Annotated in this window: 13 protein-coding genes; 10 read left to right on the plus strand and 3 right to left on the minus strand. The window is 64.7% G+C overall.

Annotation, left to right across the window (positions count from 1 at the left end; all coding sequences use genetic code 11):
• Positions 1–24: 24 nt before the first annotated feature.
• The 3 genes from TSA1_RS07750 to fixL form a co-directional block, all read right to left on the minus strand.
• Entirely contained in the window at positions 25–438 is a 414-nt protein-coding gene (locus TSA1_RS07750) for a response regulator (RefSeq protein ID WP_100175837.1), read from the minus strand.
• 72 nt (positions 439–510) lie between these two features.
• Positions 511–1,128, minus strand: a complete 618-nt coding sequence (gene fixJ, locus TSA1_RS07755) for a response regulator FixJ (protein ID WP_100175838.1) — start codon at positions 1,126–1,128, stop codon at positions 511–513.
• A 3-nt stretch (positions 1,129–1,131) separates the two neighbouring features.
• The gene (fixL, locus tag TSA1_RS07760) at positions 1,132–2,649 is read right to left on the minus strand and encodes a sensor protein FixL (protein WP_100175839.1); all 1,518 of its coding nucleotides are present in this window, start codon (positions 2,647–2,649) and stop codon (positions 1,132–1,134) included.
• Positions 2,650–2,846: 197 nt separating this feature from the next.
• Here fixL and TSA1_RS07765 point away from each other — a divergent pair, with 197 nt between their 5' ends.
• From TSA1_RS07765 to ccoS, 10 genes are all read left to right on the plus strand, one after another.
• On the plus strand, positions 2,847–3,680 hold the full coding sequence (locus tag TSA1_RS07765; RefSeq protein ID WP_100175840.1) for a universal stress protein: 834 nt from the start codon (positions 2,847–2,849) through the stop codon (positions 3,678–3,680).
• Positions 3,681–3,714: 34 nt separating this feature from the next.
• Entirely contained in the window at positions 3,715–4,140 is a 426-nt protein-coding gene (locus TSA1_RS07770; protein ID WP_100175841.1) for a CBS domain-containing protein, read from the plus strand.
• Between the two features lie 329 nt (positions 4,141–4,469).
• The gene (gene ccoN / locus TSA1_RS07775; protein ID WP_100175842.1) at positions 4,470–6,119 is read left to right on the plus strand and encodes a cytochrome-c oxidase, cbb3-type subunit I; all 1,650 of its coding nucleotides are present in this window, start codon (positions 4,470–4,472) and stop codon (positions 6,117–6,119) included.
• A 10-nt stretch (positions 6,120–6,129) separates the two neighbouring features.
• Entirely contained in the window at positions 6,130–6,864 is a 735-nt protein-coding gene (gene ccoO, locus TSA1_RS07780) for a cytochrome-c oxidase, cbb3-type subunit II (protein ID WP_100175843.1), read from the plus strand.
• Positions 6,865–6,877: 13 nt separating this feature from the next.
• Positions 6,878–7,042: a cbb3-type cytochrome oxidase subunit 3 gene (locus tag TSA1_RS07785; protein ID WP_100175844.1), complete on the plus strand. Its 165-nt coding sequence runs from the start codon at positions 6,878–6,880 to the stop codon at positions 7,040–7,042.
• A 5-nt stretch (positions 7,043–7,047) separates the two neighbouring features.
• The gene (ccoP, locus tag TSA1_RS07790; RefSeq protein ID WP_100175845.1) at positions 7,048–7,923 is read left to right on the plus strand and encodes a cytochrome-c oxidase, cbb3-type subunit III; all 876 of its coding nucleotides are present in this window, start codon (positions 7,048–7,050) and stop codon (positions 7,921–7,923) included.
• A gap of 123 nt (positions 7,924–8,046) precedes the next feature.
• On the plus strand, positions 8,047–9,513 hold the full coding sequence (gene ccoG, locus TSA1_RS07795; protein ID WP_100175846.1) for a cytochrome c oxidase accessory protein CcoG: 1,467 nt from the start codon (positions 8,047–8,049) through the stop codon (positions 9,511–9,513).
• A gap of 15 nt (positions 9,514–9,528) precedes the next feature.
• Positions 9,529–10,014 carry a FixH family protein gene (locus TSA1_RS07800; protein ID WP_100175847.1) on the plus strand — a complete coding sequence of 162 codons (486 nt, stop codon included), beginning with the start codon at positions 9,529–9,531 and terminating at the stop codon, positions 10,012–10,014.
• 11 nt (positions 10,015–10,025) lie between these two features.
• Positions 10,026–12,215 (plus strand): cation-translocating P-type ATPase, encoded by a 2,190-nt coding sequence (locus TSA1_RS07805; protein ID WP_100175848.1) that lies wholly within the window; start codon positions 10,026–10,028, stop codon positions 12,213–12,215.
• A complete protein-coding gene (gene ccoS, locus TSA1_RS07810) occupies positions 12,215–12,382 on the plus strand; it encodes a cbb3-type cytochrome oxidase assembly protein CcoS (RefSeq protein ID WP_100175849.1) in 168 nt (55 codons plus the stop codon). The genes TSA1_RS07805 and ccoS overlap by 1 nt, the downstream gene beginning before the upstream one ends.
• Positions 12,383–12,450: the final 68 nt, after the last annotated feature.

Genomic DNA, 12,450 nt, shown 5'->3' on the forward strand with positions numbered 1-12,450 from the left:
AAAAAAGCTAGATCAAACAGAGGATTAGTTGGAGCGATCCTGGATCGCCCTGCGGATGCGCTTGACCAGATTCTCGTCAAGAAGGGGCTTCAAGACCACGTCCTTGACGCCAACCGCCGCAGCCCGGGCCGAAATGTTCTCGTCCGGATAGCCGGTGATCAAGATTACGGGCGTGCTGCCATAGGTCTCGCGCAGGCGGCCGGCCAGATCGATGCCGTTGATGTCAGGCATCTTGTAGTCGATGACGTAGCAATCCGCCCCGTGCGCGCTGCCCGCATTGAGCAGCGCGGTGCCGCTCCTGAAAGTCCGCACGGCAAAGCCGTCGGTTTCCAGCAGGAACCGCAGAGAGCCCAGAACGGCGGCATCATCATCGACCACATAGACGGTGGGGAGCGCTGACGATGGCGGCCGCTCAATATGTGAACTGACCTCAATCATACTGCATGGCTAGCATGGCGCCGGAATGCGGCCTTGACTTGCCTCAATCCGGCCTGCCTCAGTTGACCAGCCTCAGTCGTTGAGCATGCCGGCGCGCATCGCCAGCCGGACCAGCTCCGACAGGCTGTTGGCCTGCATCTTGGTCATGACGTTGGCCCGGTAGACCTCGATGGTGCGCGGGCTGATGTCGTATTCGCGGGCGATCAGCTTGTTCGACAGGCCCGCGATCAGCCCTTCCATGACCTGGCGCTCCCGGGGGCTCAAGGAGGCCACGCGGGCGGTGATGTCCTGCGCGACGGCTTCGTTCTTGGCGGCGGGCTCTGCCTGGCGGATCGCCGACTCGATCATCGCGGTGAGACGGTCGTCATCGAACGGCTTTTCCAGGAAATCGACCGCCCCGAGCTTCATCGCCTCGACCGCGAGCGGCACGTCGCCATGACCGGTCATGATCAGGATCGGGAATGTGCTTTGCTGCGCCTTCATCCGCTTCAGGAGCTCGATCCCGTCGAGGCCGGGCATGCGCACGTCGGAGACGACGCAGCCGAAGCCGAGGCCGGGCAGGGCATCGAGAAAGGCGAGTGCGTCATCGAACAGCGTGACGCCAAATCCGGCGGACTCCAGCAGGAAATTGAGCGAATCGCGCATCGCTGCGTCGTCGTCGATGACGTAGACATGTCCCTTGGTCGCCATGAATCAGCTTTCGTCGGTTGCCGGCAGGGTGAAGCGGAATGTCGCGCCGCCCGATGCATTGTTCTCGGCCCACATGCGGCCGCCGTGTGCCTCGATGATCGAGCGGCTGATGGAGAGCCCAACGCCCATGCCGGTGTCTTTGGTGGTGAAGAAGGTCTGGAACAGGTTTGGAATGACGTCGTCCCGGAAGCCGGTGCCGGAGTCGGAAACCTCCACCTCGATCATGCCGTCGCCGACGCGGGTGTTGGCGACGACGAGCTCGCGCCGCGGCGACTGCGCCATCGCCTCCAACGCGTTGCGGAACAGATTGACCAGCACCTGCTGAATCTGCACCCGGTCGGCAAGGACGAGATCGGCGTCCGGATCGAGGCTGAAGCGGAGCTGCACGTTCTGCTCGCGTGCGCCGGCGAGCCCGAGCGCGCCGGCCTCCTCGATCAGCTTGGACAGGCTCTCGACCCGCTTCTCCGATTCGCCGCGAGAGACGAAGTCGCGCAGGCGTCGGATGATCTGGCCGGCGCGCAAGGCCTGCTCCGCCGCGCGGTCCAGCGCGCTTTCGACCTTCGGTGAGTTGGGATCGCTGCTCCCGGCGAGCAGGCGCCGCGATCCCTTCATGTAATTGCTGATCGCCGCCAGCGGCTGGTTGAGCTCGTGGGCGAGCGCGGAGGCCATTTCGCCCATCGCGGTCAGCCGCGAGACGTGGACGAGCTCGGCCTGCAATTCCTGCAGCCGGGCCTGGGTCTGCTGGTGCTCGGTGAGGTCGCGGACGAAGCCCGTGAAATAGGGCTCGCCGCCGGATTCCATCTCGCCGATCGACAGGTGCATTGGAAAGGTCGTGCCGTCGCGGCGCTTGCCGGTCACGATGCGGCCGATGCCGATGATGTGCGGATCGTTTGTGGTGCGGTAACGGGCGATGTAGTCGTCGTGGCGGCTGCGATCGGGCTCCGGCATCAGGATGCTGACGTTCTGGCCGATCGCCTCGTGCTCCAACCAGCCGAACAGGCGCTCCGCGGCCGTGCTGAAGAGCTGCATGATGCCGTGACCGTCGATCACGATCATGGCGTCGGGAATGGTGTGGAGAATGGAGCGGAGGTGGGTTTCGCGGGTGCGCAGCGCCTCCTCGACCTGCTTTTCCTCGTCGACGTCGAGAAAGATGCCGCTGAGATGACGGGCCGCGCCGGCTTCGTCCCGAATGACCCCGGCCCGGGCGCGGATCCACTGCCCGTTGCCGGAGGCATTCGCCACCCTGAAAGACACGTCGAAGCTGCCGCCGCGCTCGGAGACGCGCTTGATTGCGCTCTCGACCCGCTCCCTGTCCGCGGGCTGAAGCCGCGACAGGAAGAGCTCGTAGGTCGCTGGCTGATCCCGCTCGATCCCGAGCAGAGCCCTGGTGGTGTCGGACCAGTCCAATGCCCGTGTCGCGAGGTCGAGATCCCAGGTGCCGACGCCAAACCCTTCGATCCGAACGCGAAAACGTTCGCCCCGACCATCGTCGTGCAAGTGCGTTACGCGGGTCGGCGACAAGTGATGCTCCTATTCTGATGCGGCGGCTCCGGACGCGGTTACCGCTCCCTAATGTCGCTCAAGGCGGGGTCGGTGGCAAGTTCCGTCGCTTGCGGATTGACGGCAGGCCGGGCGCCGGCGGCCTCCTTGATCTATCTCATCTCCAAGTGCGGAGGCCGGCGTAGATTTCATCAAGGTTTCTGCACTGGAGAATTCCGATGACATACGCGACGGTGATGGTCAGCCTGGCGCTCGACCAGTCCAACGAAGCGCGTCTTCAGGTCGCGGGCGAGCTCGCCGAACGATTCGAGGCGGCCATCGTCGGGGTCGCCGCGGCACAGTTCGCACCGCCGCTCTATTTCACCGACGGCGCCGAGGCGCAAGCGGTGATCGACGAGGGCGAAGCCTCGGTCAAGCGGCGGCTGGCTGGCCTCGAGGCGCAATTCCGGGCCGCGACCAAGAATCGCGGCGGACATGCCGAGTGGCGCAGCGCCATGGACTTTCCGGCGCGATTCGCCCTGGCGCAGGCGCGCTGCGCCGACATCGTCGTGAGCGGCGGGCAGAGCCCGGCCTTCTCCGATGCGTTCGCGCTTGCAAGCCCCAAGGATCTGGTGATGCAGGCCGGCCGTCCGCTTCTCGTCGTCCCCGACCGGGTCAACTGGCTCGACCTGCGCAGCGTGCTGGTGGCGTGGAAGGACACGCCGGAGGCGCGGCGGGCGGTGGCCGATGCGCTGCCGATGCTGCGCAAGGCGAGGGACGTCACCATCGCCGCAATTCCGGAGCGCGACGACGACCGTTCGGTCGTGACGGCAGGCGTCACCGACGTTGCCGCCTGGCTCGCCCGTCACGGCGTCGCCGCGACGGCGCGAATCTGCGAAGGCGCCCGGAACGAGACCACCGCCGCGCAGCTGGAGAAAGTCGCCGGCGATGTCGATGCCGGCCTGATCGTAGCGGGCGCCTATGGTCATTCGAGATTTCGTGAACTGATCCTGGGAGGCGTCACCCAATATCTGGTCACGCAGACTGCCCGCAGCGTGCTGCTGTCGCATTGACGGCCGGCCGGAATCGAATCGAGGAGGACGCGCCGTGTACAAATTTCTTGAACAGACCGTTGACGGCTACATGACGCGCAACGTCAAGACGGTGCCGCGCGGCCTCGACTTGTTCGAGCTCAGCGAGATGTTCGAGACCGACGACTTCAACTCCTATCCGGTCGAGGACGACGGGCAGGTGGTCGGCATCGTCACCAAATTCGACATCCTGAAGTGCTTCGCCTTCACGCCGACCCAGATGTTGCCGCGCTACGACGATCTGATGAGCCGCAAGATCGGCGACGTCATGACGCCCGAGTTCATCTATGTCAGTCCCGACACGCGCCTGACGCGCGTGCTCCAGATCATGGTCGAGCACCGCATCAGGAGCATCATCGTGCTCGACAGCGCGCAGAAGCTGGTCGGAATCATCGCCCGCGAGGATGTCATCGCGGCACTCAAGGCGACGGCCCGCGACTGATCGACCATCCCTGATCGGAATTCGCTGTCGGCTCCGTGATTATACGGAGGCCGCGCCCCTTCGCGCGTCACGTTCGACCCGCTTTCCCGCATCCGCTGGAAAGAAAGAGCCTTTGGCGTCCTCGAGAACGCCGAAGCGAAGCTTCGGTCGCGGCGCCGGATCAGAGGTCTCCTTCCACGCGAAACATCCCGGCTGCGATGCGGAAATCTGTCGGGAATTAACGGATCTTCGTCAGTTCCGAAGAACTTAAGTGCCGTTCTTGATTTCAATCAATTCCCGGTGAAGGTGAATGTGGTTTTTGGCGCTGTGTTCTTTCAGAGAGAATCCGCATGAGCCAGCCCTCCATCTCCAAATCCATGACCATCGGTGAAAGCGGCTTGGCTGTCGTGTTCGCAGTCACCGCCTTCCTCTGCGTAATCGCCTCGGCCAAGGCGCTCGATGCGCCGTTCGCCTTCCACGCCGCGCTCGGCGCGGCGGCGAGCTTGGCGGCGGTGTTTGTCATCATCAACCGCTACCTCGACCGCCCGGCGGCGCTGCCGCCGCAGGAGATCAACGGTCGCCCGAACTACAACATGGGCCCGATCAAGTTCTCCTCCTTCATGGCGATGTTCTGGGGCATTGCCGGCTTCCTGGTCGGCCTCATCATCGCCTCGCAGCTGGCCTGGCCCGCGCTGAACTTCGATCTGCCCTGGACCAGCTTCGGCCGTTTGAGGCCGCTGCACACCTCCGCGGTGATCTTCGCCTTTGGCGGCAACGTCCTGCTCGCGACCTCCTTCTACGTGGTGCAGAAGTCCTGCCGTGCGCGCCTCGCCGGCGATCTCGCGCCGTGGTTCGTCGTGGTGGGCTACAATTTCTTCATTCTGATCGCCGGCACCGGCTATCTGCTCGGCGTTACCCAGTCGAAGGAATATGCCGAGCCGGAATGGTACGCCGATCTGTGGCTGACCATCGTCTGGGTCGTCTATCTGCTCGTCTTCCTTGTCACCATCATCAAACGCAAGGAACCGCACATCTTCGTCGCGAACTGGTTCTATCTCGCTTTCATCGTGACGATCGCGGTGCTGCATCTCGGCAACAACCCGGCACTTCCGGTCTCGGTGTTCGGCTCCAAGTCCTACGTCGCCTGGGGCGGCATCCAGGACGCCATGTTCCAGTGGTGGTACGGCCACAACGCGGTCGGCTTCTTCCTGACCGCCGGCTTCCTCGCCATCATGTACTACTTCATCCCGAAGCGCGCCGAGCGGCCGATCTATTCCTACCGGCTGTCGATCATCCACTTCTGGGCGCTGATCTTCCTGTATATCTGGGCAGGTCCCCACCATCTGCACTACACGGCGCTGCCTGACTGGACGCAGACGCTCGGCATGACCTTCTCGATCATGCTGTGGATGCCCTCCTGGGGCGGCATGATCAACGGCCTGATGACGCTGTCGGGTGCCTGGGACAAGCTGCGCACCGACCCCGTGCTGCGCATGCTCGTGGTCTCCGTCGCCTTCTACGGCATGTCGACCTTCGAAGGCCCGATGATGTCGATCAAGGTGGTCAACTCGCTCAGCCACTACACCGACTGGACCATCGGCCACGTGCATTCCGGTGCGCTCGGCTGGGTCGGCTTCGTCTCCTTCGGCGCGCTGTACTGCCTGGTGCCGTGGGCCTGGAATCGCAAGGGGCTCTACAGCCTGAAGCTCGTCAACTGGCACTTCTGGGTCGCGACCCTCGGCATCGTCCTCTACATCTCGGCGATGTGGGTGTCCGGCATCCTGCAGGGTCTGATGTGGCGCGCCTACACCTCGCTCGGCTTCCTCGAATACTCCTTCATCGAGACCGTCGAGGCGATGCATCCCTTCTACATCATCCGCGCAGCCGGCGGCGGCCTGTTCCTGATCGGAGCGCTGATCATGGCCTATAATCTCTGGATGACGGTTCGCGTCGGCGAGGCGGAAGTCCAGATGCCCGTCGCTCTTCAGCCGGCGGAATGAGGAGCAAACAATGTCATTCTGGACACGTCATCAAGTCTTCGAAAAGAACTCGATCATCCTGGTCGTCGGCATCCTGCTGGTGATCGCGATCGGCGGCCTCGTCGAGATCACCCCGTTGTTCTACCTCAAGAGCACGATCGAGAAGGTCGATGGGGTCAGGCCCTACACGCCGCTGGAGCTCGCCGGGCGCAACGTCTACGTCCGCGAGGGCTGCTATCTCTGCCACTCGCAGATGATCCGGCCGCTGCGCGACGAGGTCGAGCGCTACGGTCACTTCTCGCTCGCCGCCGAGAGCATGTTCGACCACCCGTTCCAGTGGGGCTCCAAGCGTACCGGTCCCGATCTCGCCCGCGTCGGCGCCAAATATTCCGACGACTGGCACGTGACCCATCTGACCAATCCGCGCGCGATCGTGCCGCAGTCGGTGATGCCGGGCTATCCGTTCCTCAGCCGCAACGAGCTCGATCCGGACTCCATCGCCGATCACATGCGCACGCTGAGAACCGTCGGTGTGCCCTACACCGATGACCAGATCGCCAGCGCCGGTGCCGACATGAAGGCTCAGGCCGATCCGGAGAATGCGGGCACCGACGCCTTCAACAAGCGCTACGCCAAGGCCGTCGTGCGCAATTTCGACGGCAAGGCCGGCACGCCGACCGAGATGGACGCGCTGATCGCGTACCTGCAGATGCTCGGCACCCTGGTCGACTTCAAGATCTACAACGAGAAAGCCAATCTTCGCTGAGAAGGCATGAACGATGAAAGCCATCCTGACAGTCCACAATCTAGCGTCCGAGCTCGTGACGACGATCTGGACCCCGGTGTTCGTCGCGATCTTTCTCGCGATCGTCGCCTACGCTTTTTGGCCCCGTAACAAGGCTGCCTTCGACGAAGCAGCGCACCTGCCGTTGCGGGAGGAGTGAGAGACATGACCGACCATCATAGCGACATCGATTCCGTCTCCGGCAAGTCCACGACCGGGCACGAGTGGGACGGCATCAAGGAGCTCAACACACCGCTGCCACGCTGGTGGGTGATCACCTTCTACCTCACCATCGTCTGGGCAATCGCCTACTGGGTCGTCTATCCGGCCTGGCCGCTGATCTCCAGCAACACCACGGGCATGTTCGGCTACTCCTCGCGCGCCGACGTCGCGGTCGAGCTCGCCAACCTCGAGAAGATCCGCGGTGACAAGATGGCGGCGCTGGGTACCGCTTCGCTCGCCGACATCGAGAAGGACCCGGCCTTGCTGGCGCTCGCCCGTGCCAAGGGCAAGACCGTGTTCGGCGACAATTGCGCGCCGTGCCACGGCTCCGGCGCCGCCGGCGCCAAGGGCTATCCGAACCTGAACGACGACGACTGGCTGTGGGGCGGCACGCTCGACCAGATCATGCAGACCATCCAGTTCGGCGCGCGCTCCGGTCATGCCAAGACGCATGAGGGCCAGATGCTCGCCTTCGGCAAGGACGGCGTGCTGAAGCCGGACGAGATCGTCACGGTCGCCAATTACGTGCGGTCGCTGTCGGGCCTGCCGACCCGCCAGGGCTTCGACAAGGCCAAGGGTGAGAAGATCTTCGCGGAAAACTGCGTTGCCTGCCACGGCGACGGCGGCAAGGGCAACCAGGAGATGGGTGCACCGAACCTGACCGACAAGATCTGGCTCTATGGCTCCGACGAAGCGGCTCTGATCGAGACCATCAGCCAAGGCCGCGCCGGCGTCATGCCGGCCTGGGAAGGGCGGCTCGATCCCGCCACCATCAAGGCGATGGCGGTCTACGTCCACTCGCTCGGCGGCGGAAAGTAGCAGATCCGCGGCTCAAAGGCTTCAAACGGGGGTGAACAAAAGTGCCCCCGTTTGAGCTGGATCAACTGGCGCGGCGGTGTCGGGTCTAGGTTTAATCGCACCTCTTTTTAGAAGTTCCAAGCGATGAACAAGACCGTCAACCCGAACGAGCTCAAGCCTGCCGGCGACGTCGGGCCGCTCTATGCGGCCCGCAAGAAGGTCTATCCCCAGAGCGTCTCCGGCACGTTTCGCCGGATCAAGTGGGGCCTGATGGCGGTCTGCCTCGGCGTCTACTACTTCCTGCCGTTCGTGCGCTGGAACCGCGGCCTCGGTGCCCCCAGCCAGGCGGTGCTGATCGATCTTCCCAACAGTCGCTTCTACTTCTTCTTCATCGAGCTGTGGCCGCAGGAGGTCTACTACTTTACCGGCCTGCTGATCGTGGCCGCGGTGGCGCTGTTCCTGATGAACTCGGTCGGCGGCCGCATCTGGTGCGGCTATCTCTGTCCGCAGACGGTGTGGACCGACGTGTTCTATGCCGTCGAGCGCCTGATCGAGGGTGACCGCCGCGAGCGGATGAAGAAGGACAAATCGTCCGATCCGCTGAAGCTCGAGCGGATATCCGAGATCGTGCTCAAGCATTCGATCTGGCTCATGATCGCCTGGTGGACCGGCGGCGCCTGGGTGCTCTACTTCAACGACGCGCCGACCCTGGTGAAGGAGCTCGTCACCTTCCAGGGGCCGATGATCGCCTATATCTGGATCGGCATCCTCACCGCGACGACCTACGTCCTCGCCGGCTACATGCGCGAGCAGGTCTGCACCTACATGTGCCCGTGGCCGCGCATCCAGGCCGCGCTCACCGACGAATGGGCGCTCAACGTCACCTATCGCTACGACCGCGGCGAGAAGCGCACCTCGGTCAAGAAGGCCGCCGAGCTGCGCGCGCTCGGCCAGCAGGTCGGCGACTGCGTCGATTGCTACCAATGCGTCGCGGTCTGCCCGACCGGCATCGACATCCGCAACGGACCGCAGATGGAATGCATCCAGTGCGGCCTCTGCATCGACGCTTGCGACAACGTGATGGCCAAGATCGGCCGTCCGAAGCGGCTGATCGGCTACGACAACGACATCAACATCCATCGCCGCCAGGAAGGCAAGGCGCCGATCTACCGGATCGTCCGGCCGCGCACCATCGTCTACAGCGCGATCATCGCCGCGATTGGCGGCTTCATGGTCTACATGCTCGCAACCCGCAGCCTGCTCGACGTCAACGTGCTGCATGACCGCAACCCGGTCGCGGTCAAGCTCAGCGACGGCTCGATCCGCAACGCCTACACGGTGCGGCTGCTGAACAAGAGCGGCTACGATCGCGCCATCGCCATCGACGTGGAGGGACCGATCAACCCGACGATGCACGTCGTCGGCGCCGATTCGGTGACGCCGGACCGGCCGATCATCGTGATCCCGCGCGACTCCACCAGCGAGCTGCGGCTGCTCGTCACCGCGCCGGCTGAAAACAATCCGGAGAAGTCGATTCCGGTCCGCTTCCACGTCATGGACATCGGGCTGGGCGTCGCCGCGAGCGCCACCGACAATTTCGTCGCGCCGTAAGTCCAGGAGAGCATCATGTCATCCAAGCCGCTGACCGGAACCAAGGTCTTCCTGATGCTGCTCGCCTTCTTCGGCCTCGTGATCGGCGTCAACGTCACGATGATGAAGCTCGCGATCGCGACGCTGCCCGGCACCGAGGTCGACAGCCCCTATGCCGCCGGCCTGACCTACGACCGCGAGATCTCGGCGGCGCAGGACCAGGCCGCGCGCAAATGGAAGGTCAACGCCCATATCGAGCGCCGCAACGACGGCAGCGCCGTGGTCCAGGTCGAGGCGCGCGATGCCGGCGGCCAGCCGATCTCCGGACTGAAATTCGGCGGACGGCTGGAGCGGCCGACCGACAAGCGCGCCGATCTCGCCGTCGAGCTCACCGAGGCCGGCATCGGCCTCTATCGCGGCGATGCCGCATCCGTCGCGCCGGGCCAGTGGGACCTGGTGATCGAGGGCGAGGCGCGGGGCACGCGCGTGTTCCTGTCGCGCAACCGCGTGATCCTGAACTGAAGGATTTTGTCATGCAGGTCACGCGCGATTTCTCTCACTACGTTCGCGAAGCGGGCGAGGGCGTCCAGCACATCGATCTCGCGGTCGAAGGCGTTCACTGCGCCGGCTGCATGGCCAAGATCGAGCGCGGCCTGTCCGCCATCCCCGACGTCACGCTGGCGCGCGTCAATCTCACCGACCGCCGCGTCGCGCTGGAATGGAAGGCGGGCACACTCGACCCCGGCCGCTTCATCGACCGGCTCGAAGAGCTCGGCTACAAGGCCTATCCGTTCGAAACCGAAAGCGCTGAAGTGGCGGAGGTCGCCGAATCGCGCTTCCTGCTGCGCTGCCTCGGCGTCGCCGCCTTCGCCACTATGAACGTGATGATGCTGTCGATCCCGGTGTGGTCGGGCAACGTCTCGGACATGCTGCCCGAGCAGCGTGACTTCTTTCACTGGCTCTCGGCGCTGATCGCGCTGCCGGCGGCCGCCTATGCCGGCCAGCCGTTCTTCCGCTCGGCCTGGCGCGCGCTGTCGGCCAAGACGACCAACATGGACGTGCCGATCTCGATCGGCGTGATCCTGGCGCTCGGCATGTCGGTGGTCGAGACCATCCACCACGCCGAGCACGCCTATTTCGACGCGGCGATCATGCTGCTGACTTTCCTGCTGGTCGGCCGCTTCCTCGACCAGAACATGCGACGGCGGACCCGCGCGGTCGCCGGCAATCTCGCCGCGCTGAAGGCGGAGACGGCGGCCAAGTTCGTCGGTCCCGACGAGATCTCGCAGGTGCCGGTGGCCGCGATCCATCCCGGCGACATCGTGCTGCTCAGGCCCGGCGAGCGTTGCGCGGTCGACGGCACCGTGATCGAGGGGCGTTCGGAGATCGACCAGAGCCTGATCACCGGCGAGACGCTCTACGTCACGGCCGAGCAGGGTACGCCGGTCTATGCGGGCTCGATGAATATCTCCGGCACGCTACGGGTGCGGGTCTCGGCGGCATCCGAGGCGACCTTGCTGGCTGAGATCACCCGGCTGCTCGACAACGCGTTGCAGGCGCGCTCGCGCTACATGCGGCTGGCCGACCGCGCCTCGCGGCTTTATGCGCCGGTGGTGCATGCGACCGCGCTTCTGACCATCCTTGGCTGGGTCATCGCCGGCGCGAGCTGGCATGATGCGATCGTGACGGGCGTCGCCGTGCTGATCATTACCTGCCCGTGCGCGCTGGGCCTCGCCATTCCGACCGTGCAGACCATCGCCTCCGGCGCGATGTTCAAGTCCGGCGTGCTACTCAATTCCGGCGACGCGATCGAGCGGCTGGCCGAGGCGGACCATGTCATCTTCGACAAGACCGGCACGCTGACGCTGCCCGATCTCGAAGTGATGAATGCCGCCGATATCCCCGCCGACATCTTCGAGGTCGCCGGCCGGCTCGCACTGTCGAGCCATCATCCGGTTGCCGCCGCCGTGGCGCAGGCTGCCGGCGCCAAATCGCCCGTTGTCGGTGCGGTCGAAGAGGCCGGTCAGGGCGTCCGCGCGACCGTGGACGGCGTCGAGCTCCGCCTTGGCCGCCCCTCCTTCTGCGGTGCGGAGGCGCTGATCGGCAGCACTCTCGTCGATCCCGAGGCCTCCATCGTCGCATTCAGCAGAGGCAGTGAGCGGTTCGTCCTCTCGGTCCGCCAGGGCCTGCGGCCGGATGCCAAGGTTGTGATCGCGGCGCTGAAGGCGCGCAATATCGGCATCGAGATCCTCTCCGGCGATCGCGAGCCGGCCGTGAGGGCGGCGGCCGAAGCGCTTGAAATTCCCGAATGGCGCGCCGGCGTCACGCCGGCCGACAAGATCGCGCGGATCGAGGAACTGAAGCAGCGCGGCGCCAAGGTGCTGATGGTCGGCGACGGCATGAACGACGCGCCGTCGCTGGCGGCGGCCCATGTCTCAATGTCGCCGATCTCGGCTGCGCATCTCAGCCAGGCCACCGCCGACCTCGTCTTCCTCGGCCGGCCGCTCGCCCCGGTGGTTGCCGCCATCGACGCTTCGCGCAAGGCGCTGCACCTGATGCGGCAAAACCTTTGGCTCGCCATCGGCTACAATGTGCTCGCGGTGCCGGTTGCGATCAGTGGCATCGTGACGCCGCTGATCGCGGCGGCCGCCATGAGCGGATCCTCGATCCTGGTCATGCTGAATTCGCTGCGTGCGCGCACGTCCTCGCGGGAGATCGTGTGATGGAGATCCTGGTCATCCTGGTCCCGCTGGCCTTGATGCTCGGCGGCGCCGGCCTCGTCGCTTTCCTGTGGTCGCTCAAGAGCGGCCAGTACGACGATCTCGACGGCGCCGCCTGGCGCGCCATTGCCGACGACGAGCCGCCGCAGGAAGTCCCGGCCAAGCGCTAGCAGTCTGCTGAAAAACTATCGTTTTTGTCGGAGTTTCGTGATTCACTGATTTGCATTGGATCTCGGAG

Source organism: Bradyrhizobium nitroreducens (assembly GCF_002776695.1).
Taxonomy (GTDB): Bacteria; Pseudomonadota; Alphaproteobacteria; order Rhizobiales; family Xanthobacteraceae; genus Bradyrhizobium; species Bradyrhizobium nitroreducens.

What these genes read in the sequence shown, in the direction of transcription:
- TSA1_RS07750 (WP_100175837.1), bottom strand. Translation starts at nt 438, where the DNA reads ATGATTGAGGTCAGTTCACATATTGAGCGGCCGCCATCGTCAGCGCTC.
- fixJ (WP_100175838.1), bottom strand. Translation starts at nt 1,128, where the DNA reads ATGGCGACCAAGGGACATGTCTACGTCATCGACGACGACGCAGCGATG.
- TSA1_RS07765 (WP_100175840.1), top strand. Translation starts at nt 2,847, where the DNA reads ATGACATACGCGACGGTGATGGTCAGCCTGGCGCTCGACCAGTCCAAC.
- ccoN (WP_100175842.1), top strand. Translation starts at nt 4,470, where the DNA reads ATGAGCCAGCCCTCCATCTCCAAATCCATGACCATCGGTGAAAGCGGC.
- ccoO (WP_100175843.1), top strand. Translation starts at nt 6,130, where the DNA reads ATGTCATTCTGGACACGTCATCAAGTCTTCGAAAAGAACTCGATCATC.
- TSA1_RS07785 (WP_100175844.1), top strand. Translation starts at nt 6,878, where the DNA reads ATGAAAGCCATCCTGACAGTCCACAATCTAGCGTCCGAGCTCGTGACG.
- ccoP (WP_100175845.1), top strand. Translation starts at nt 7,048, where the DNA reads ATGACCGACCATCATAGCGACATCGATTCCGTCTCCGGCAAGTCCACG.
- ccoG (WP_100175846.1), top strand. Translation starts at nt 8,047, where the DNA reads ATGAACAAGACCGTCAACCCGAACGAGCTCAAGCCTGCCGGCGACGTC.
- TSA1_RS07800 (WP_100175847.1), top strand. Translation starts at nt 9,529, where the DNA reads ATGTCATCCAAGCCGCTGACCGGAACCAAGGTCTTCCTGATGCTGCTC.
- TSA1_RS07805 (WP_100175848.1), top strand. Translation starts at nt 10,026, where the DNA reads ATGCAGGTCACGCGCGATTTCTCTCACTACGTTCGCGAAGCGGGCGAG.
- ccoS (WP_100175849.1), top strand. Translation starts at nt 12,215, where the DNA reads ATGGAGATCCTGGTCATCCTGGTCCCGCTGGCCTTGATGCTCGGCGGC.